This is a genomic window from Pseudomonas sp. SWRI179 (assembly GCF_014268705.1).
Taxonomy (GTDB): domain Bacteria; phylum Pseudomonadota; class Gammaproteobacteria; order Pseudomonadales; family Pseudomonadaceae; genus Aquipseudomonas; species Aquipseudomonas zanjanensis.
In genome coordinates, this window is sequence record NZ_JABWRA010000001.1 from 236,487 (window position 1) to 255,329 (window position 18,843).

The 18,843-nt window shown below is 55.4% G+C and carries 22 protein-coding genes; 9 read left to right on the forward strand and 13 right to left on the reverse strand.

All coding sequences use genetic code 11. The features are described 5' to 3' along the window. Positions 1-112: 112 nt before the first annotated feature. Positions 113-1,465, reverse strand: a complete 1,353-nt coding sequence (locus tag HU767_RS00975; RefSeq protein ID WP_186728227.1) for a heavy metal sensor histidine kinase — start codon at positions 1,463-1,465, stop codon at positions 113-115. Beyond that, a complete protein-coding gene (locus tag HU767_RS00980; protein ID WP_186728229.1) occupies positions 1,462-2,142 on the reverse strand; it encodes a heavy metal response regulator transcription factor in 681 nt (226 codons plus the stop codon). Before HU767_RS00980 ends, HU767_RS00975 begins: the two co-directional genes overlap by 4 nt. Before the next feature lie 152 nt (positions 2,143-2,294). Here HU767_RS00980 and HU767_RS00985 point away from each other — a divergent pair, with 152 nt between their 5' ends. Then, the gene (locus HU767_RS00985) at positions 2,295-2,816 is read left to right on the forward strand and encodes a cupredoxin family protein (protein WP_186728230.1); all 522 of its coding nucleotides are present in this window, start codon (positions 2,295-2,297) and stop codon (positions 2,814-2,816) included. A gap of 61 nt (positions 2,817-2,877) precedes the next feature. Beyond that, the gene (gene queF / locus HU767_RS00990; protein WP_186728231.1) at positions 2,878-3,708 is read left to right on the forward strand and encodes an NADPH-dependent 7-cyano-7-deazaguanine reductase QueF; all 831 of its coding nucleotides are present in this window, start codon (positions 2,878-2,880) and stop codon (positions 3,706-3,708) included. Positions 3,709-3,880: 172 nt separating this feature from the next. Here queF and HU767_RS00995 read toward each other — a convergent pair whose 3' ends face one another. Beyond that, positions 3,881-4,144, reverse strand: a complete 264-nt coding sequence (locus tag HU767_RS00995; protein ID WP_186728232.1) for a DUF4404 family protein — start codon at positions 4,142-4,144, stop codon at positions 3,881-3,883. 108 nt (positions 4,145-4,252) lie between these two features. Beyond that, positions 4,253-4,873 carry an HAD family phosphatase gene (locus tag HU767_RS01000; RefSeq protein ID WP_186705212.1) on the reverse strand — a complete coding sequence of 207 codons (621 nt, stop codon included), beginning with the start codon at positions 4,871-4,873 and terminating at the stop codon, positions 4,253-4,255. 202 nt (positions 4,874-5,075) lie between these two features. Here HU767_RS01000 and HU767_RS01005 point away from each other — a divergent pair, with 202 nt between their 5' ends. The 3 genes from HU767_RS01005 to rssC all read left to right on the forward strand — a co-directional run bounded on the left by HU767_RS01005 (position 5,076) and on the right by rssC (position 7,773). Beyond that, positions 5,076-5,765 (forward strand): VacJ family lipoprotein, encoded by a 690-nt coding sequence (locus HU767_RS01005; protein ID WP_186728233.1) that lies wholly within the window; start codon positions 5,076-5,078, stop codon positions 5,763-5,765. A 344-nt stretch (positions 5,766-6,109) separates the two neighbouring features. Beyond that, positions 6,110-7,291, forward strand: coding sequence for a two-component system response regulator RssB (gene rssB, locus HU767_RS01010; RefSeq protein WP_053120765.1), 1,182 nt, complete (start codon positions 6,110-6,112; stop codon positions 7,289-7,291). Then, entirely contained in the window at positions 7,291-7,773 is a 483-nt protein-coding gene (gene rssC / locus HU767_RS01015) for an anti-sigma factor antagonist RssC (protein WP_025212773.1), read from the forward strand. Before rssB ends, rssC begins: the two co-directional genes overlap by 1 nt. Positions 7,774-7,983: 210 nt before the next feature. Here rssC and tal read toward each other — a convergent pair whose 3' ends face one another. Further along, a complete protein-coding gene (tal, locus tag HU767_RS01020) occupies positions 7,984-8,910 on the reverse strand; it encodes a transaldolase (RefSeq protein ID WP_186705210.1) in 927 nt (308 codons plus the stop codon). Between the two features lie 178 nt (positions 8,911-9,088). After that, positions 9,089-10,075, reverse strand: coding sequence for a tRNA dihydrouridine(20/20a) synthase DusA (dusA, locus tag HU767_RS01025; protein WP_186728234.1), 987 nt, complete (start codon positions 10,073-10,075; stop codon positions 9,089-9,091). Positions 10,076-10,252: 177 nt separating this feature from the next. On the opposite strand from dusA, the gene HU767_RS01030 reads away from it, so the two are divergent. Together HU767_RS01030 and HU767_RS01035 are read left to right on the forward strand one after the other, a co-directional pair. Beyond that, positions 10,253-10,528 carry a BrnT family toxin gene (locus HU767_RS01030; RefSeq protein WP_186728235.1) on the forward strand — a complete coding sequence of 92 codons (276 nt, stop codon included), beginning with the start codon at positions 10,253-10,255 and terminating at the stop codon, positions 10,526-10,528. Then, positions 10,506-10,853: a BrnA antitoxin family protein gene (locus HU767_RS01035; protein ID WP_186728236.1), complete on the forward strand. Its 348-nt coding sequence runs from the start codon at positions 10,506-10,508 to the stop codon at positions 10,851-10,853. The genes HU767_RS01030 and HU767_RS01035 overlap by 23 nt, the downstream gene beginning before the upstream one ends. Before the next feature lie 91 nt (positions 10,854-10,944). On the opposite strand, the gene HU767_RS01040 is transcribed toward HU767_RS01035, so the two are convergent. Beyond that, entirely contained in the window at positions 10,945-11,217 is a 273-nt protein-coding gene (locus HU767_RS01040) for a CopG family transcriptional regulator (RefSeq protein ID WP_186728237.1), read from the reverse strand. 280 nt (positions 11,218-11,497) lie between these two features. Here HU767_RS01040 and HU767_RS01045 point away from each other — a divergent pair, with 280 nt between their 5' ends. Then, entirely contained in the window at positions 11,498-11,923 is a 426-nt protein-coding gene (locus HU767_RS01045) for a S24 family peptidase (protein WP_041476085.1), read from the forward strand. Continuing rightward, positions 11,916-13,193: a translesion error-prone DNA polymerase V subunit UmuC gene (umuC, locus tag HU767_RS01050; protein ID WP_186728238.1), complete on the forward strand. Its 1,278-nt coding sequence runs from the start codon at positions 11,916-11,918 to the stop codon at positions 13,191-13,193. Before HU767_RS01045 ends, umuC begins: the two co-directional genes overlap by 8 nt. Before the next feature lie 21 nt (positions 13,194-13,214). On the opposite strand, the gene HU767_RS01055 is transcribed toward umuC, so the two are convergent. The 6 genes from HU767_RS01055 to HU767_RS01080 all read right to left on the reverse strand — a co-directional run bounded on the left by HU767_RS01055 (position 13,215) and on the right by HU767_RS01080 (position 18,836). Then, positions 13,215-14,273 (reverse strand): hypothetical protein, encoded by a 1,059-nt coding sequence (locus HU767_RS01055; protein WP_186728239.1) that lies wholly within the window; start codon positions 14,271-14,273, stop codon positions 13,215-13,217. Positions 14,274-14,406: 133 nt separating this feature from the next. Continuing rightward, positions 14,407-15,870: an RNA-binding domain-containing protein gene (locus HU767_RS01060; protein ID WP_186728240.1), complete on the reverse strand. Its 1,464-nt coding sequence runs from the start codon at positions 15,868-15,870 to the stop codon at positions 14,407-14,409. Between the two features lie 40 nt (positions 15,871-15,910). Next, positions 15,911-16,936: a YaaC family protein gene (locus HU767_RS01065; RefSeq protein ID WP_186728241.1), complete on the reverse strand. Its 1,026-nt coding sequence runs from the start codon at positions 16,934-16,936 to the stop codon at positions 15,911-15,913. A 315-nt stretch (positions 16,937-17,251) separates the two neighbouring features. Beyond that, positions 17,252-17,974: a metallophosphoesterase gene (locus HU767_RS01070; RefSeq protein WP_186728242.1), complete on the reverse strand. Its 723-nt coding sequence runs from the start codon at positions 17,972-17,974 to the stop codon at positions 17,252-17,254. 92 nt (positions 17,975-18,066) lie between these two features. Next, positions 18,067-18,666 carry a putative adenosine monophosphate-protein transferase Fic gene (locus HU767_RS01075; RefSeq protein ID WP_186728243.1) on the reverse strand — a complete coding sequence of 200 codons (600 nt, stop codon included), beginning with the start codon at positions 18,664-18,666 and terminating at the stop codon, positions 18,067-18,069. Continuing rightward, positions 18,666-18,836, reverse strand: coding sequence for a YhfG family protein (locus tag HU767_RS01080; RefSeq protein WP_003199786.1), 171 nt, complete (start codon positions 18,834-18,836; stop codon positions 18,666-18,668). Before HU767_RS01080 ends, HU767_RS01075 begins: the two co-directional genes overlap by 1 nt. Positions 18,837-18,843 lie beyond the last annotated feature (7 nt).

Sequence of the window (18,843 nt, forward strand, 5' to 3'; positions counted from 1 at the left end):
AGCGCGAAGCGCTCCCAAAAAACGTAAGTTCCGCGCATGCGTGCGCAGTATTTGGGGCTGCTGCGCAGCTTAGCGGGAGCAAGCTCCCTCGCCACAGGGACTTGCGTCGGCCTTAATTACCCTTTGGCAGTTCGATCAAAAACCGCGTCCAGCCATCTGCCGATTCACAACGGATCTGCCCGCCATGGGCGCGGATGATCGAGCGGGTGATGGCCAGTCCAAGCCCCGCGTGTTCGCTGCTGCCTTCCTGGCGGGCCGGGTCGGCGCGGTAGAAACGGTCGAACAGGCGCGGCAGCAAATCCGCTGGAATTCCCTCGCCACTGTTTTCCACGCTTACGCTCACCCCTTGAGCCCCATCGACCATCCTCACCCGCACTTCGCCGTCAACCGGGGTGAAACGCAGGGCGTTGTCCAGCAGGTTGGATAGGGCTCGACGTAGCATGTTGCGATCACCCTCGATCAGGCTCTCGCCGTCGCGACTCAGGCGTACGTTGGCGTCTTCGGCCAGGGGCGCGAAGAAATCCAGCAGCATGTCCACTTCCTTGGCCAATTGTAGCGGTTCGCGATGGAGCGCCAGCAGGCCGTGGTCGGCCTTGGCCAGGTACAGCATGTCGTTGACCAGTTGCGCCATCCATTGCAGTTCTTCGAGATTGCTGTGCAACGCCTCGCGGTAATCCTCAAGGGAGCGCTCGCGGGTGAGGGTGACTTGGGTGTGGGTCAGCAGGTTCGACAGCGGTGTGCGCAATTCGTGGGCGATGTCGGTGGAGAACGCGGAGAGCCGTTGAAACGCGTCGTCGAGGCGTCCGAGCATGGCGTTGATGCTGTGGGCCAATTCCGCCAGTTCGGCGGGCATTTGCTCTGCGGGCAGCCGGGCGTTGAGGGAGCGGGCCGAGACATTGCCGGCTATGGCGCCCATGCGTCGCAACGGCCGCAAGGCGCGCCGGGCGGCCCAGGCACCGAGCAGGGCGGTGGCCAGGGCCGAGAGGCCGACGGTCAGCCAGATCAACCGTTGCATGCGCTGCAGGAAATGCTGGTGATGAGTGATGTCCAGCAGTAAGGTCAGTTGCGGCGAATCGGTTCGGTCGGGGTACAGCGGCGCGTTCAACACTCGATAATCGTTGTCGGCATCGCTGAGGGTCGACAGGCCGGGGCGCTCTGGCAATTGCGCCGGAATCCGGATCGAGCTGTCGTACCAACGCACGCCATCGCTGCCCTTGATGCGCAGCGCCAGGTCGGCCTGACGACTCAGTTCATCTTCCAGGCGGCTCTGGGTCTGCTCGGCGTTAAGGTCTTGCAGGGCCCGGCGCAGGCCGATCAGCTTGCCTTCGAGCAATTGCTGGTCCAGCTCGATGAAGTGCGCCTCGCTACCCCGGCTGAACAAGACCCCGGCGAACAACGACACCACCGCCGCGCAGGCGGCGAACAGCAGCGCCAGGCGGCTGCTCAGCGACCACCGGCCCCTCACAGGCTGCGCTCTTCAAGCACATAGCCCATGCCGCGCACGGTGTGGATGAGCTTATTGGGGAACTCATCATCGATCTTGATGCGCAGGCGCCGGATGGCGACTTCGATGACGTTGGTGTCGCTGTCGAAATTCATGTCCCAGACCTGGGAGGCGATCAGCGATTTGGGCAGCACTTCACCCTGGCGGCGCAGAAGCATTTCCAGCAACGCGAACTCCTTGGCGGTGAGGTCGATGCGCCGGCCGCTGCGTTCGACGCGGCGGCGGATCAGGTCCAGGCGCAAGTCGGCCAGTTGCAGGCTGGTTTCCTGTTGCGTCGAATTGCCTCGACGCAACAGGCTCCGCACTCGCGCCAGCAACTCGGAAAAGGCAAAGGGCTTGACCAGGTAATCATCGGCGCCCAGCTCCAGGCCGTGGACCCGGTCCTGCACCGCATCCCGTGCGGTGAGAAACAGCACCGGGGTATCCAGCCCAGCCCCACGGACCGCTTGGAGAATTTTCCAGCCATCGCGGCCGGGCAACATCACGTCGAGGATCAGCAAGGCGTATTCACCGCTCAAGGCCAGTTGCTGGCCAGTGATGCCGTCGGCCACCAGGTCGGCGGTGAACCCGGCTTCGCCGAGGCCCTGGCGCAGGTATTGGCCGGTTTTGGTTTGGTCTTCGACGATCAGCAATTTCATGGGCGGCTCAATGCAGGGTTGGGACGAGGGCGTTATACCGTGGCAGGTGGGTTCGTGGCGCAACCTGACAAAGTTGTAATCGAGCTGTAAGCCGATTGGCAGGCTTGCAACGTTAGAGTTTCCCACACGCCGAACCTGATGGGAGTATGGACATGTTGATGGGAAAACGCTTGATCCTGGCCGCTTGCGCGCTGGCCCTCAGTGCGCCGTCGTGGGCGTCGCCGGGGCATTATGATTTCGGCCAGCCTGCACCGGCGACCAAGGCCGGTCGCAGCATCGAGGTGGTGATGGGTGACATGACGTTCGATCCCGGAGCCCTGGATATCAAGGCCGGCGAGACCGTTCGGTTCGTGCTGGTTAATAAAGGCCAGTTGCTCCACGAATTCAACCTGGGCAACGCGGCCATGCACGCCGACCATCAACAGGAAATGCTCAAGATGCAGCAGAGCGGCCAGTTGCTGCCGACCGCGATGAAGCCAGGGATGGATCACGCCGCCATGGGCCACGACCAGGCGAGCATGCGCCACGATGATCCCAATAGCGTGCTGGTGGAGCCGGGCAAGACCGGCGAGCTGACTTGGACCTTCAGCAAGGCCACGCGCCTGGAATTCGCCTGCAATATTCCCGGCCACTACCAGGCCGGGATGAAGGGCGACCTGACAGTCAGTCAGTAAGCACTCAAAGGCGACGGCAAAGGCTGATAGAATCCGCTGATTCTTCAGTCAGGTTTCCATCATGCATCCCGCAGCCGAACATTCGCCGCTGGGCAAGTCCAGCGAATACATCGCCACGTACACGCCGTCACTGCTGTTCCCGATCCCGCGCACCGCGAAGTGGGCGGAATTGGGCCTGACGGCCGAGACCCTGCCGTACAAGGGCGTGGATTTCTGGAACTGTTTCGAGCTGTCGTGGCTGCTGCCGTCCGGCAAGCCGGTGGTGGCCATCGGCGAATTCGCGATCCCGGCGGATTCACCGAATATCATCGAATCCAAATCCTTCAAGCTGTACCTCAATTCGTTGAACCAGACCCCGTTCGCCGACACCGCGAGCCTGGAAGCGACGCTGCGCAAAGACCTTTCGGCGGCTGCCGGCAAGCCAGTGGGTGTACGGATTCGCAGTCTCAAGGATGTGGAAAGCGAAGGCGTCGTGGCGCTGCCCGGTGCGTGCATTGACGACTTGGACATCAGCGTCGATTCCTACGCGCATCCGCGCCCGGAACTGCTGCGTTGCGATGCTTCGCGCATCGTCGAGGAAAGCCTGCATAGCCACCTGCTCAAGTCCAACTGCCCGGTGACCAGCCAGCCAGACTGGGGCAGCGTGGCGGTGCAATATCGCGGCGCGGCCCTGGACCCGGCAAGCCTGCTGGCCTACATCGTCAGCTTCCGCCAGCATTCGGATTTCCATGAGCAATGCGTGGAGCGAATCTTTCTTGACCTGCAGCGGTTGCTCAAGCCGGAGAAACTGACGGTGTATGCGCGGTATGTGCGCCGTGGTGGGCTGGACATCAACCCGTATCGCAGTACTGAAGCCGTTCAACTGCCGAACTATCGCCTGGTCCGCCAATAAAGCTCTAAATGTGGGAGCGAGCCTGCTCGCGATGAGGGCGGCACATTCAACATTGGTGTTGGCTGACAGTGCGCAATCGCGAGCAGGCTCGCTCCCACAATGAACTGCATTTCAAGTTACCTGAATTAAAAAGCCCTGCTAGCGATAGCAGGGCTTTTTGCATTTAAAGGGTTCAGATCCCCATGTTGCCCAAGGTTTGTACGATGTTGCGCAAGGTCCCGGCCAAGGTGGGGTGCTCCAGCTCGAAGCGTTCGACGGCCAGGTTCACATTGTCGGCGAGGTTGGTGTCCTGTGTTTTGGTTTCCAACTCAAGCTCAAGTTCGATCTGTTGCATCAGCGCGTGCAGGTCTTCGCGCTCGGCTTCGGACAGCGGTGGATTGTGGTCCAATTGCTCGCGCAGTTTATTGAGCTGTTCTTGCAATTCGCGGGCAGGCATTGGCGTACTCCCTTTATTGATAGGCACACCATGGACCGCGACGATGTGTCAAAAGTCCATGGCCTGCCTTAAGAGTAATCCACACTCACGCGCCCTGCATGATCCCGGTCAGGGCTTCTCGCCTTTAATGCGACGCAGACAGATGTCGGCCAGGCAAGTCTCGAGTTCGCCCAAGTGATCGATCACTGAATGCACCCCCAGGCTGAACAACTGCACGGTGGCCTTGGCGCGTTTGGCTTCCCGCGCCTGTTGGCTCAATGCCTGCCACTCGGCGGGCGCCAGGCCACACAAAGAGCCGCAGGAGGCCAGGCCGATGGTCCACAAACCTGCGTTGAGCCCAGACTGCAACAACCGGGGTTCGCCGCTGACCAACACGCAACCGTCCAACTGCTGGACATTCAGCGCCATCAGGGCTTGCCAGCAGGCGTGCGGAGCCGGCCATGGATAATTTGTTGCAGGAAGTTGCGGTGCTTTGATGGACGTAGGCAATGCGGCCGCGAGGCCATGACTGGTGGCGGGGGGCAATTCGTCGAGCCAGGCGCAGGGGATGTTCAGATGCTGCAAGCTTTGCAGGCTTTCCAGCGCGCCGGGTGTCGGCTGGGCGTGATCCGCCGGCGCTGCCCCTGGCTGACGAATGCGCGCGCCGAAATCCACCAGGCACCCGCTCAGGCCAAACAGTACAGCGGTGAGGCTGGGAGCAGGAAGGGGCAGGGCTTCGGTGCGGGGCATGGGAACGTCCTTGAAATAACCAGCAGCCTAAAGCGCGTGGATGACAGTCCGGTGACAGTGAAGTGAAGGGCGCCAGTAGCCGAATCGTCCTACGGCCGGCATGTTTTTTCGGTGCTGCCTATCCTCGCGTTCCGTCTTATACTAGCCAGCTTACCGCCTGGGCTCGGCGCCCTTGCCTGAATAATCCAAGGAGTTTTCCCCTATGCGCTGGAGCCATCGTCTAGCTCAGCTGTGTCTTTCCGCCTGCGTCCTGCTGGTTCCGTTCGCCGCCCAGGCCGCTACGGAAGAAGATCCTTGGGAAAGCGTCAACCGGCCCATCTTCACCTTCAACGACACCCTCGATACCTATGCGCTCAAGCCATTGGCCCAGGGATATCAATACGTGACGCCGCAGTTCCTCGAAAACGGCATCCACAATATGTTCCGCAACATCGGTGACGTCGGCAACCTGGCCAACAACGTGCTGCAGGCCAAGCCGGCTGCTGCCGGGGTCGACACCGCCCGATTGATCTTCAACACCACCTTCGGCCTGCTGGGCTTCTTTGACGTGGGGACCCAGATGGGCCTGCAGCGCAGCGATGAAGATTTCGGCCAGACCCTCGGCTACTGGGGCGTGGGCAGTGGTCCGTATGTCATGTTGCCGCTGATGGGGCCAAGCACCCTGCGAGATGCGCCGGCCAAGCTGGTGGATAACTACACCGCCCCGTATCGCTATATCGATAACGTTTCGGTGCGTAACTCCATCTGGGGCCTGAATATCGTCGACACCCGCGCCAGCCTGTTGTCGGCCGAGAAAATGGTGAGTGGCGACAAATATGTCTTCATCCGCAATGCCTACCTGCAAAACCGTGAATTCAAGGTCAAGGATGGGCAGGTCGAAGACGACTTTTAATTTCGTCCTGTAAACCACGAAGGCGGCCCATAAGGCCGCCTTCTGTGCTTTCGGGGCGGGTTTGAGCGGGTTTGATCCTTCCATTGAGTTACGCTTCGCTCGGTTCTTATAACTCTCTGTGCTTTGACAAATAAAGACGGCAAGCGGCTATCTGCATGAGCTTGAAACGCCCCGCGGATGGGAGTACCGTCTGCGCCTTAGAAGGGCACCTCTGATGTGATTGTGTGTAGGGCAATGGCCTGAAACCGGTACTACAGAGAGGCTAGAAAGCGAATCCAGTAGTGCGTGCCAGGCCAGACCGCCCAGCCCGCTACGCCAACCTAATTCTGGCGCCGTTTGCCCACATGCCAAAAACCAGTGCCACGCTGCTGATAATCGACGATGACGAAGTGGTGCGAGCCAGTCTCGCAGCCTACTTGGAAGACAGTGGTTTCAGCGTCCTGCAGGCCAGCAATGGCCAACAGGGTCTTCAGGTATTCGAGCAAGACAAGCCCGACCTGGTCATCTGCGACTTGCGCATGCCGCAGATGGGCGGACTCGAACTCATTCGCCAAGTCACCGAGATCTCCTCGCAGACGCCGGTGATCGTGGTGTCGGGCGCGGGTGTGATGAACGACGCGGTCGAGGCATTGCGCCTGGGCGCGGCGGATTACCTGATCAAGCCCCTTGAAGACCTTGCCGTGCTCGAGCATTCGGTGCGCCGGGCCTTGGACCGTTCGCGCCTGTTGGTGGAAAACCAGCGCTACCGCGAGAAGCTGGAAACCGCCAACCGCGAGCTGGAAGCCAGCCTGAACCTGTTGCAGGAAGACCAGAACGCCGGTCGCCAAGTGCAGATGAACATGCTGCCAGTCAGCCCTTGGACCGTCGACGATTTCCGCTTTGCCCACCAGATCATCCCGTCGTTGTACCTGTCGGGCGATTTCGTGGACTATTTTCGCGTTGACGAGCGGCGAGTGGCGTTCTACCTGGCGGATGTTTCCGGCCATGGTGCGTCTTCGGCCTTCGTGACGGTGCTGCTGAAGTTCATGACCACGCGGCTGTTGTTCGAGTCCAAGCGCAACGGCACGCTGCCAGAGTTCAAGCCTTCGGAAGTCCTTGGGCATATCAACCGAGGCCTGATCAGTTGTAAGCTGGGCAAACACGTCACAATGGTCGGTGGAGTCATCGACGAGGAGACTGGTTTGTTGACCTATAGCATCGGCGGTCACCTGCCTTTGCCTGTGTTGTATACGCCAGACAGTGTTCGTTACCTGGAAGGGCGTGGTTTGCCGGTGGGCCTGTTCAACGAGGCCACCTACGAAGACCATGTGCTTGAATTGCCGCCGACCTTCAGCCTGACGCTGATGTCTGATGGCATTTTGGACCTTTTGACAGAACCTACACTCAAAGAGAAAGAAGCGGCCTTGCCTGAACGGGTGAGTGCAGCGGGCGGCAGCCTGGAAGGCTTGCGCCAAGTGTTTGGATTAGCCACGCTCGGGGAGATGCCGGATGATATCGCCCTGTTAGTGTTGAGCAGGAACCTTTGATGAGTACCGGTAGAATCCAGTTCGCCGAGCAGGACGGCACCTTCGTCCTGAAGTTTGTCGGTGAAGTGCGCCTGACCCTGTGTTCGGCGCTGGATGCGACTATTGAGCGGATCTTCACCGCGCTGAATTTCAGCGCCATCGTGATCGACCTGACCGAAACCCGCAGCATCGACAGCACCACGTTGGGCCTGTTGGCCAAGCTGTCAATCCTGTCGCGGCAAAAGGTCGGCCTGCTGCCGACCGTCGTCACCACCCACAATGACATTACCCGTCTGCTGCAATCGATGGGCTTCGACCAGGTGTTCAACATCGTGGGCGACCCTGTGCCGTGCCCGGAATGCCTGGACGACCTGCCTGACCAGGACCAGTCCGAAGAGGAAGTGCGGATCAAGGTGCTCGAAGCCCACAAGATTCTCATGGGGCTGAACGACTCCAATCGTGAAGCGTTTCATGATCTGGTGAATGCGTTGGAGCGTCCCTGAGCCTTGGGCTTGTGTAGATCGAACTGACGCTTTCGCGAGCAGGCTCGCTCCCACAGTGTCTTGCATCGACCACATCTTTGGATCTGCCCCCAATCTCCTGTGGGAGCGAGCCTGCTCGCGATGGCATTTATCAACCCACCACATCCCAGGCCACACAAAAAAGGGCGAACCATTTCAGGTTCGCCCTTTTTGCATGCCTGCTGAATCAGCTCAAAGCTTGGCTTGCAGCAACGCCTCCAGCTTCTCCTGGTCCCGGGCAAACTGACGAATGCCTTCAGCCAGTTTCTCGGTCGCCATGGCGTCTTCGTTGGACAACCAGCGGAACTGCGCTTCGTTGAGGATCAAGCGCGCTTCCCCGGCTTGCCCAGGTGCCAGCTTGCGCTCCAGCTTGCCTTCGTCTGCGGCGAGTTTTTCCAGCAGGTCCGGGCTGACGGTCAAGCGGTCGCAACCGGCCAGTTGCTCGATCTGGTTGAGGTTGCGGAAGCTCGCGCCCATGACCACGGTCTTGTAGTCATTGGCCTTGTAGTAGTTGTAGATACGCGTCACCGACTGCACGCCCGGATCATCCGCGCCGGTGTAATCGTTGCCGTTGGCTTTCTTGTACCAATCGTAGATACGGCCCACGAACGGCGAAATCAGGAACACCCCGGCATCGGCACAGGCGGCGGCCTGGGCGAAGGAGAACAGCAGGGTCAGGTTGCACTGGATGCCCTCACGCTCCAGCTGCTCGGCCGCGCGAATGCCTTCCCAGGTGGAGGCGATCTTGATCAGCACACGCTCGCGGCCAATGCCGGCCTTTTCGTACAGATCGATCAGACGATGCGCACGCTTCAACATGGCCTCGGTGTCGAACGACAGGCGCGCATCCACTTCAGTGGAAATACGCCCTGGAATCACTTTCAGGATTTCTTGCCCGACCGCCACGGCAAAACGGTCGCTGGCCAGGCCCACATCACCCTTGCAGTCCGCCACGCAGGCATTCAGTTGCTCGGCATAGCCATGAATGGCCGACGCCTTGAGCAGCAGGGAAGGGTTGGTGGTGGCGTCGACGGGTTTGACGCGGGCGATGGCTTCGAAGTCGCCGGTATCGGCCACGACGGTAGTGAACTGTTTGAGTTGTTCCAGCTTGGAAGTCATGAGCGTGCTCTGTCCTATGGGTCTGTTGACATTACCCGAGGGCCGGCAGCCACTCAAGGGCGTGAAGAGGTATCGACGGGCCCCAGCGGCAACAACCTGAAAACGGCTGTTTGAAAGGCCGGGGCGGTATCGGTAGATACGATGCCAAAACCGCCCGCAGGTTCAAAGCAAGTGACGGTTAACGCCCCTCCAGCAACTGCCCCGCCTGATCCAGCAACGCCAACGGATCCTTGGTTTTGTGAATGTCCACCGACAACAACTGCCGAAACCGCCGCGCCCCCGGGAACCCGGTCCCCAGCCCCAACACGTGACGGGTGATGTGATGCATCGCCCCACCTGCGGCCAGGTGATCGGCGATATAAGGCCGCAACTGCGCCAGCGCCTCGGCCCGAGAGATGATCGGCGCAGTGCTGCCGAACAACTGCTGATCCACTTCGGCCAGCAGATATGGGTTGTGATAAGCCTCGCGTCCCAGCATCACGCCGTCGAAGGTCTGCAAATGCTCGTGGCAGGCTTCCAGCGTCTTGATTCCGCCGTTGAGCACAATCTCCAACTCCGGAAAATCCGCCTTCAACCGTGCGGCCACGTCATAACGCAGCGGCGGGATGTCGCGATTCTCCTTCGGCGACAACCCCTCCAGAATCGCAATCCGCGCATGCACGGTAAAACTCGTGCAACCGGCCTCGCGTACCGTCCCGACAAACTCACACAACTGCTCGTAACTGTCCCGCCCATTGATCCCGATGCGGTGCTTGACCGTCACCGGAATCGACACGGCATCGCGCATGGCTTTCACACAATCGCCCACCAAGTCCGGATGACCCATCAGGCACGCGCCGATCATGTTGTTCTGCACCCGGTCGCTGGGGCAGCCGACGTTGAGGTTTACCTCGTCGTAACCGTGCTCCTGGGCCATACGGGCGCAGGCAGCCAGGTCGGCTGAGACGCTGCCGCCTAGTTGCAGGGCTAGGGGGTGTTCGGATGGGTGGTGGCGCAGGAAGCGTTCGTGGTCGCCGTTGAGTAGGGCGCCGGTGGTGACCATTTCGGTGTAGAGCAGGGCGTGCTTGGAGAGGATGCGTAGGAAGAAGCGACAGTGGGCGTCGGTCCAATCCATCATCGGCGCGACGGAGAAGCGGTGGGAGAGCGGGGCAGTTTGTAGGGGCATTGGGAATCTGATTCATCGGGGCGAATGGACGCAGTTTATCAGGGATGCTTGTCGGGTACTTGGCGGGCTCTCACGCCTAGCCACTCAATCTTTGATGACAACCTGGCAGAGCGGATGCTCGGTCAGCGTTTCAACGCGTACCTTGTGTTGACGATTTAATGTGGCTACGATAATTGCATGCAGATTACTTATGACCCAGCCAAAGACGCTCGCAACGTCGAAGAACGTGGACTTCCGTTTGCCCTCGTGCGGGACTTTGAATGGTCTACAGCATTGATCCTGGAAGATGATCGATTCGACTACGGCGAGTGTCGTTATCGGGCGATGGGGTACGTAGGGGATCGGCTGCATGTCGTAGTGTTTACCCCACGGGGTGACGCGGTCCACGTCATCAGCTTTCGTAAAGCCAACAAACGGGAGGTCAAAAATTATGACCAAGAAACCCAGTCCTGAGAGGGTTGATACGGCAAACCCCGAATGGTCGACCGAAGACTTTGCCAAGGCCAAACCAGCCAGCGAGGTGCTTGGTGGGTTGTTTGGCAAAGCTCAGGCAAAGGAAATGCTCAAGCCAAAGCGTGGTCGACCCAAGTCGGTAGCCACTAAAGAGCACGTCAATGTTCGTTTCGATGCTGACGTGCTGGAGAGATTCAGAGCTTCTGGCCCGGGCTGGCAAACACGGATGAACGCCGCCTTGGCCGATTGGCTCAAGACGCATACACCAGAAGAACTGAAGGCTCAGTCGCCAAATATTATTCGTGAAAAAATTAGCCGCCGATGAGGCGGCTTTTTGTTGTCTGCGGATTGGATTTGTTTCGGTAACGGTATAGTAAATCCGTAGAGCGGGGCAGTTTGTAGGTTAGGAATCTGAATCAGATAAGACCAGTTTGGGACTGCCCATTCCGGCGTCTGGTTTTACTCCAGCGCCGGGCACGCATCGCTGCCACTCGCTCATCGGTAGCAAATTTGCCTTGGTCAGCTTCCTTTACGGCAAGTTCGATCTGTGTGGTCAGCGCTTTTTCGTGTTCGATGTAGTCGCGAAGAATGTCCATCGCCAGGTAGCTCGGACTTTGGCCGTTGGTCTTGGCCAGCTCGGCGAGGGAGTTCGATAGGTCTTCGGGCAGATTCAGGGATATGCCGGACATGGCAGCCTCGATGGTGGACGTTTTCGGACATCTTACGCCGTTGACCGAGCGCTTGAATCAGCAGGCCGTCGCAAGGTGTGTCTCGACGGTTCCGCGTCGTATCCGCCGAACAATGGCAGTTGAGGAGCTAGCTCCTCCATAAACACCTCCATCCCCTTGTACTGCACGAATCTCCCGTACAGGGGCTGTCCCGCCTGTCAGATTTTTCCTATACAAATTGACCGCGAAACTTGTACAAAGTTAACTGTACGTTCGTACAGTTTTTTGGAAGTCGTGCGTCATGAGCTTTTCAATTCTAGGCCCTATTGCCGAGGGTGGCTTGAAGCTGCCCCTGTGTTCGTTTCGTGTACCCGCCGGGTTTCCATCCCCGGCGGCGGACCACATCGAAGCGCACATCTCATTGGATGAGGTTCTGAACATTCGCGCCCCGCATGTCTACCTGGTTTCCATCGCCGGGGAGAGCATGCAAGGCGCTGGGATCTTTGAAGGGGACCTGGCCGTTGTGGATCGTGCGATGGAACCTGCACATGGCCACATCGTCGTGGCGCTGCTGAACAACGAACCCGTGTGCAAGCGCCTCTGCATCCGTGGGAAGGAGGTGATTCTCCTGTCGGAGAACCCAAAGTACCCACCGAGGTACGTGCTCGAGGGCGACGAGCTGATTATCTGGGGCGTCATCACCTGCAGCGTGCGCAGCCATGTCTAAAGCCCAGCCAGTTTTCGCCCTGATCGATTGCAACAGCTTCTATGCCAGTTGCGAAAGAGTGTTTCGGCCGGACCTGGCCCGCGTGCCCATCGTGGTACTGAGCAACAACGACGGCTGTGTGATCGCTCGCAGCTACGACGCCAAGCCCTACGTGAAGATGGGCGAGCCGTATTTCCAGATTAAGCACAAGCTGCAGAAACACGGCATCGTCCCGTTCTCGTCGAATTACGCGCTCTATGGGGATATGAGCGAGCGCGTCATGACCCTCATTGAATCGATGGTGCCCGCAGTCGAGGTCTACAGCATTGACGAAGCCTTCGCGGATCTCACCGGCATCGATGGCCGGGATGCCCTCGGCCGGAAGATCCGTAGCCATGTGCTGCGCTGCACTGGCATTCCCGTCGGGGTAGGGATCGCTCACACTAAGACGCTGGCGAAGCTGGCGAACCACACAGCCAAGCGGCTCCAGGTGCAAACGGGCGGTGTGGTCAATATCTGCGACCCGTTCAAGCGTGACTGGGTTTTGCGCAACACCGACGTGTCCGAGGTTTGGGGCGTCGGTCGCAAGATGAAAGTGCACCTGGACGCGATGGGCATCAAGACGGCCATAGATCTGGCCCAGGCCGACCCTTGGACGCTTCGCAAGAAATTCAGCGTGGTGATTGAGAAGACGGCCCGCGAACTCGCCGGCACGCCGTGCCTAGAGCTGGATGAGCCGGATCCGCCGAAGCAGGAGATTTGCTGTAGCCGGATGTTTGGTAAGCGGCTCACGGAGCTGGCCCCAATCAAGGAGGCGGTGGCCACCTACATGATGCGTGCTTCGGAAAAGCTCAGGGCGCAGAAGTCGCTGTGCAAGAAGATCCGCGTCAGCATCCGCACGGGCATGTTCAACCCGGAGGAGGCGAAGTACGCCAACGGTGTGCTGATCGACATGCCGTACCCCACTGATGATGTGCGGCTGCTGACTAGGGCTGCGGTAGATGCGCTTGACCGTGTCTTCCGGCCTGGCTTCAAGTACAGCAAGGCTGAGGTGCTGTTGATGAACCTTTGTCAGCAAGGGGGATACACCGACGACCTGTTTGCCACCTCCCAGCCTGCAGACGCCACGAAACTGATGGCGGTGTTGGACGAGATCAATGGGCGGTGGGGCAGGGGGACGCTCCGATCAGCCAGCGTACCCACTAACCCCGGCTGGGGAATGCGCCGGGAAATGATGAGTCGGAGCTTTACAACTAAGCTAGACCAGTTATGGACGGTTCGATGTGATTAGCTTGTGTCAAGATTAAGAATCTTACATTCTTAAGACCAAACTTTTTACCCACGACATGCATGTTTCGATAGCCCAGGATGACTGTTGTGGTGTTAGTTCCGGCCGGTCTTTACTACCTGCGCCGTGCCCGAAGGGGTTTCGTATTTCTGTAAAAAAAGACTTAAGTGCATCTCGCTCCCATGAAGTTATAAAGGGTCCGTTTTTTTCGCTGCTTAAATTGTCTATATAGTTATGAGCGCCTCGTTCTTTGCCATGCGTCCAGCATTTTTGATCAGATATGATTTTTATCGCGCTTTCTAATGCGCGAGCTGCGAAAAAAGCTGGGTCACGGCCATTGGCATCTCTTTGATCAAGCGCTTCTTTCATGTCAGAATCTACATTTTTCCAAATTGGTTTCGCCACTAAAGACCAAAACGGATTCTCAATATGTTTCTGGGTTAACTCATCTGTTGCTGCTTGGATGAATCCATTATGATAGTTGAGTGGGTAACTGGCTCTGAGAAAACGCTCATTTAATTCATTTACAGCATCCTGAAAAGCTATGTTTTCAGATTGGTTTATCGCTTTAAGCCCGTCTGACCTTTTTCCAGGAACCACCATCCCCAAAACGGTGGAGCGTTGTGATTGCAGAAGCTCGGCAGTAGCAACTTCCTTTTCTAAGCGTAAGTTCATCAAACGAATCTGTTCGTCACGGTGGCGAAAAGCAAGTTCAATAAAGCTGAGCCGCTCCTTCATGAAACGATCGGGAGTGGAGTCGGGTTTATAAGGCATGCAGATAAAGTCTTTACAGATTTTATTGATTGTCCATGTGCCAGTTGTTGTGTGTGGTTGTCCTAAATGCATTGTCTGATAAGAGTAATATTTTTGCGCAAGACTATCTTTCCCAAGCTCCCTGCATAACCGGTCATGTACCGACGTATAAGAGGCTTTGGCTATGGGGCTTTCATGTCCTTGAATCCAGTATGGGAAAATCTGTTCTACTAGCTGTATGCATTGATTCAAGACGCGGAGTTCGGTTTCTGTAAATTCTTTCCAAAGCGGCAAATTGGCATATCGATCAGCAAAAATATCAGTAAGCATGGCGACACCAAGCTGAGAAGAAAAGTTGAGCGTAGATCGTGCTAGGAAGTTATGCAAGCTGTAAATCGCTTGGGCTGATAAGGGGGCGAGGCACCATTAGGTCATCTAGCTAGCATAATGATATGGGAAGCAGTCAGGTAGCCTGAGAGGGGCGACTGCAAGAAGATACTGCTTCGTCCTGATCATCTCTAACGGCGTAACCACACTCATATTGTATATATTCTATATCGGCATCGTATTCCTTGCCGCCTATAGTCATGCTTTGAGTAAATGAAGTTCTTGTACTAAGTGGAGACTCGCAAATCGGGCAGAGGAGATCATTCTCTTTCAGTAGTTGCAATTGAGAAGAGATGTTCGATCTTAGGTCTAAGAGTTCCGTGGTTTTTGATGAAAGCTCCCCCTTGTATTTTTCTCCATCTTGTTGAAGTCTGCGGATTTCCTCTAAAGCTATATGTACTCGCTGATTTAAAGCGGACAAAAGGTTGTCAGCAAAACAATAGCGATCGCAGATATGTACAAAAAGTTTATGTCCCTCTAGGGCGCATGTAGAAGTGCCATGTCGTACCCATGTCTCTCCGCTTGAAGAAAAGTACATTTCATTGGGCCTTCCTTTGGGTATGATAATCTCAACAACAAACTGGTCGGTTACCTCCGAGCCCGAACTTATTAGTGGGCGGCTGATAATTTTAATTGAATTTTGGGGGAAGCTGGGAGAGATAGAGTGTACGGTGGCAGTTAATAGCCGCTGAAGCTCGTCTCTTTCATCCCGATTTATTTTTACGCCTTCGACGATACCTTCGTCCGTTACTCCAAAAAGAATTCGTCCACCATCAGAGTTAAGAAAGCCTATGAGATATCTTTTAAACTGCTGAGCAATGGTTTTGGCAGAGTTCTTGGAATTGACAGATTTGAACTCCAACGTTTCGGACTCTTCCTCCAAAAGCTTTTCTCGTAGTCTGAATGAAAGAGGGTTGAATCTTGAAAGGGTTTCGTCAAAATCGTCTCCAATAGGGCAGTCATCGGGTTTATAGTAGCCGGCCTGGATTAATCTAGTAAAATTCAATTCGAAAATTTCTTCGCTGTCATAAATTTCGCAAAGTAGTCGCTCGAAATGGAAGCCGTCAAGCCATATGTCTTCTGAAGGTAGTAGTAGCCCTGAGCTGCAACCCTGTATGAAGTCTAAAAAATGGAGTTGGAAATTGCTTGTATTAAGGTGTTCCATGTAGTCATAGGAGTGGCTGGCTTGGGTTTTCCAGGCTTTAGCTAGATCTATTAGTTGATCTAGAGAAAACGAGCAAGCATAGTCGAGAAATGGTTTGCACTGAGGTAAACAATGCTCGTCTAACTCAAGATACCCTTTCTTAAGGGTGGAGATTATGTCGTCATGCACTTGGTTTAGAGAGTATCCAAGCGCCTCTAATCTACGGCGTAACTCTCGGACGGAAATTTCGTAAGCTCGAAAGAATGAGTTATCTGATATGTCGCCAATAGCAACAAGATCAGCGGTATTGAAGAGGCTAGCATATTTGTCGTCTACGCGCTTGGCTGTACCACCTAGATACGTTCCACCAATGCTTACTTCGCTCTCGGTTGCCATTCGGCGATCCCCAGCTATATTTAAGGTGAGTGCAAGTAACCTAGTTCCTCCCAGGAAGCATAAATTCGTGCCCTGTGAGTTCAGACGAAATTTCATCAACGAACTGAGCGGACGCCGAAGAAATGAACTCTGAAAGAAGCCAGTTATGCTGGCAGTCGAAATGCCTCGAAAGTTTGTCGGGCTCATACCTAGCCATCTCGGACAATTTATGCATGGCAGCAAATGCGATGGTCATGGAACTTCTTTGGATAAGTCCGGAAATATTGCCGCCTCGCTTTAGATACCAAAAGCTTTGCGCTCCGTTTATGTAATACATTTTTTTTCTAAGTTTAGTATGATATGTTTTGTATCTCGCTAGATTTTGGGGCGCCTGTTTTGGTTTCCATTTAAATCTGTCGGTTGAGCGGATTGTGAATGAGTCTTCTATGCTTATATCTCTTTCAAATTTTATGGGTAGTTTGTTTGTTGTGTGGTTCGTTGCATATTGGTCTGTGATTCTAGCGCTAAACCATGCTTCATTAGTTTTTGCTGATTTAACGATTTTTGGTTCTTTTAAGGGTATAAACAGTTCCGTGTCAGAACTAAAGGTCAAGGAAAATGCTCGGTGTATCCCTGGGAGGTTGTAAAGCAGATCTTTCAATGTGTAGGTGTCTTCGACTGCCGGCTCGCCTAGATGCCGGCATAGTGCGGGAAGAATTCCAGAAGTTTTGAATTTCACCTGTTCATTACTCAGGGATGTGTGTCCTTTTTTTGTATAGCCGGATACGCCGTGTTCATCACTGAATTGGACTCCTTTTGCGAGTAGCAGAGTTTTTGTTGCGTTCAGAAAGCAATAATAAGCAGTAAGAGGAGCTGATGTTTTAGGAAGCATTTTTGTAGCGTCGTAGAAGCTTCTTGCTTGACTCCAGAAAAAACGAGCATCTTTTTTTCCGGCTCGCTTTAGCCAAAGATCCACATAATCCCAGGTACTTGTGACAAGTACGGTTTTTTCATTGAAGTGAGGGGTCGTTACCGATTTGTGAATAGTAAGATTCTTGTTTTTATATTTGATATCCCGATGTGTCATTGCAGCCCCGTATGAAAATGCGTGCCTAACCCTGTCCTAAGCATAGGGCTGCAAGCGAAATATGGCAATTTGACATTCTGAAGATGGTTTGGGAGGGGAGGGGAGCTAATCAGTATTTAGCGTGGCCAGGGGTGTACGCCGGATGCTAGGCATTGGAAGGTAGGCGGCAGAAGGCTTGGCTAAGCAACAACGGACGCGGAAAGGCGACAATTTTCGTACCAATAATTGCCTGCTACGCGCCCTGGTAGCTTCTGCCACTATCATCTGATAGCGATTTCACCTCAAATAAAAACTGAGTAGAGGCGATGCCTTGTCTCACTGGCTCATGCTCATACTAACGATTGCTTCGGTTTGGATATCAACCAGGCTTAACGCACCATCGGAAAATGAGCAGCCGGTGTCGATATAAACGACATTGCCCAGGCGTATAACACTGGGTACTGTTGAGTGCCCAACATATAGCCGGTCTATTCCTTTGATGGGCGTGTGGTCGTTTTGCTCGATTTTTTCTCTGGCATACAGCGCTGTCTTCAAGGCTTGCCGCTGATGTTGCTCTCCAGTTTTTCCTGTGATTGCATCTTTGGCTTCCTGCCAGCCATCGTTACTTTGGATGACGGGGGCTTCGGCATGGACTATTCCAATTGTTTGATCACTTGATAAATTGATCTCAATGATCAGTGGAAGTGCTTGCAGGGCTTTTGATAGTTCTTGCTGAATGTCGGGTTGTAACTCGTAGAGCCAGGCACCACCGTTTCGGATATGTCGGGGTATGTCGCCATGGCCGGAGATACAGTCAATAAGCATCTGCTCATGATTGCCGCGTACGGCATGGAACCACGGCTTCTCAAGCCAGTTCAGTACGTCCATGGAGTCGGGGCCGCGGTCGATGAGGTCCCCCACGGAAAAAATACGATCCAGCTCGGTGTTGAAGTCTAGTTTGTCTAAGGCCATTGTTAGAAATTTGAAATGCCCATGAATGTCGCCCACCACAAAGTCTCGACCTTCCTTGTTAGATGGGAATGATTTCGTCCTGTACATTTCTGTGGCTTTAGCAGACGTTAATTGACGGCGACTGTATCACTTAGCGAAATAAACCGTAAGGCGCTGAGCGAGGGAATAACGTCGTACGGTCAAGCTTGAATCGCCTGCCCGACGCACTTCTCAAAAACCTGCTCCATAGGCCCCATGACGCCGTTATAAGCCGCAATATTGGCAAAAATCCATTCGTCCTTCTCAATCCCCCACCAACTGATTTCAAACCCGGCATTCATGATGAGGTGTTCAAACAGGATGCGTTGCGCTCGACCGTTGCCTTCGCGGAAGGGGTGTACGACGTTGATGTCGGAATAGGCCTCTGCCACAGCGACTATCAGATCAGCCCGTTCCATGCCCTCGAACCAGTTTGCCGCGGCCATGTTGGCGAAGATCTTATTGGCTTCCTTCTCCATGTACTCAGGTTGGCAGAACCGTGTGGCTTGTTTGGACATGCCAACGGTGCGCAGCTCTCCGGCCCATTCAAACAGGTCTGAAAAGAGGATTCGATGAATGTTTTGAAGGTAGGTCAGGCTGTAGGGAGGAGGGCTGAACTCGACGTTGTCCGCTGCGATGGCCGAGAGCTGTTGTTCGGCTTCGCTTAGGGTCGGTTCGTCTCGAATATCGAGTTTGTTGCGAAGGACGGTGGAGCCGGGATAGCAATAAGCGTCCTCGCCGACTCCATATTTGTCAGGCATCAGGTTCTGGTCTGGGTGAAGGCCTTCAAGACCTCTTCACGCGTTGGCATTTTGCGTTCGCCGTCCGCGAAGGTCGTTTTGAAACCTTCCAGACGGAGGCTGGCCGCGTAGTTGGATCTACGCGTCCTGGCGGCATAGGCCTTTTTGGTTTCAAGGCTGACATTGCCCATGGGCTGG

Bases quoted from the DNA above. Each gene is read 5' to 3' on its own strand.
- HU767_RS01035 (WP_186728236.1), top strand. From the start codon at position 10,506: ATGACCAAGAAACCCAGTCCTGAGAGGGTTGATACGGCAAACCCCGAA.
- umuC (WP_186728238.1), top strand. From the start codon at position 11,916: ATGTCTAAAGCCCAGCCAGTTTTCGCCCTGATCGATTGCAACAGCTTC.
- HU767_RS01030 (WP_186728235.1), top strand. From the start codon at position 10,253: ATGCAGATTACTTATGACCCAGCCAAAGACGCTCGCAACGTCGAAGAA.
- rssB (WP_053120765.1), top strand. From the start codon at position 6,110: ATGCCAAAAACCAGTGCCACGCTGCTGATAATCGACGATGACGAAGTG.
- HU767_RS01080 (WP_003199786.1), bottom strand. From the start codon at position 18,836: ATGGGCAATGTCAGCCTTGAAACCAAAAAGGCCTATGCCGCCAGGACG.
- HU767_RS01045 (WP_041476085.1), top strand. From the start codon at position 11,498: ATGAGCTTTTCAATTCTAGGCCCTATTGCCGAGGGTGGCTTGAAGCTG.
- HU767_RS01065 (WP_186728241.1), bottom strand. From the start codon at position 16,936: ATGACACATCGGGATATCAAATATAAAAACAAGAATCTTACTATTCAC.
- HU767_RS01060 (WP_186728240.1), bottom strand. From the start codon at position 15,870: ATGGCAACCGAGAGCGAAGTAAGCATTGGTGGAACGTATCTAGGTGGT.
- HU767_RS01000 (WP_186705212.1), bottom strand. From the start codon at position 4,873: ATGCCCCGCACCGAAGCCCTGCCCCTTCCTGCTCCCAGCCTCACCGCT.
- HU767_RS01005 (WP_186728233.1), top strand. From the start codon at position 5,076: ATGCGCTGGAGCCATCGTCTAGCTCAGCTGTGTCTTTCCGCCTGCGTC.
- HU767_RS01055 (WP_186728239.1), bottom strand. From the start codon at position 14,273: ATGCTTACTGATATTTTTGCTGATCGATATGCCAATTTGCCGCTTTGG.
- HU767_RS01070 (WP_186728242.1), bottom strand. From the start codon at position 17,974: ATGTACAGGACGAAATCATTCCCATCTAACAAGGAAGGTCGAGACTTT.
- dusA (WP_186728234.1), bottom strand. From the start codon at position 10,075: ATGCCCCTACAAACTGCCCCGCTCTCCCACCGCTTCTCCGTCGCGCCG.
- HU767_RS00980 (WP_186728229.1), bottom strand. From the start codon at position 2,142: ATGAAATTGCTGATCGTCGAAGACCAAACCAAAACCGGCCAATACCTG.
- HU767_RS01075 (WP_186728243.1), bottom strand. From the start codon at position 18,666: ATGCCTGACAAATATGGAGTCGGCGAGGACGCTTATTGCTATCCCGGC.
- queF (WP_186728231.1), top strand. From the start codon at position 2,878: ATGCATCCCGCAGCCGAACATTCGCCGCTGGGCAAGTCCAGCGAATAC.
- HU767_RS00985 (WP_186728230.1), top strand. From the start codon at position 2,295: ATGTTGATGGGAAAACGCTTGATCCTGGCCGCTTGCGCGCTGGCCCTC.
- HU767_RS01040 (WP_186728237.1), bottom strand. From the start codon at position 11,217: ATGTCCGGCATATCCCTGAATCTGCCCGAAGACCTATCGAACTCCCTC.
- tal (WP_186705210.1), bottom strand. From the start codon at position 8,910: ATGACTTCCAAGCTGGAACAACTCAAACAGTTCACTACCGTCGTGGCC.
- rssC (WP_025212773.1), top strand. From the start codon at position 7,291: ATGAGTACCGGTAGAATCCAGTTCGCCGAGCAGGACGGCACCTTCGTC.
- HU767_RS00995 (WP_186728232.1), bottom strand. From the start codon at position 4,144: ATGCCTGCCCGCGAATTGCAAGAACAGCTCAATAAACTGCGCGAGCAA.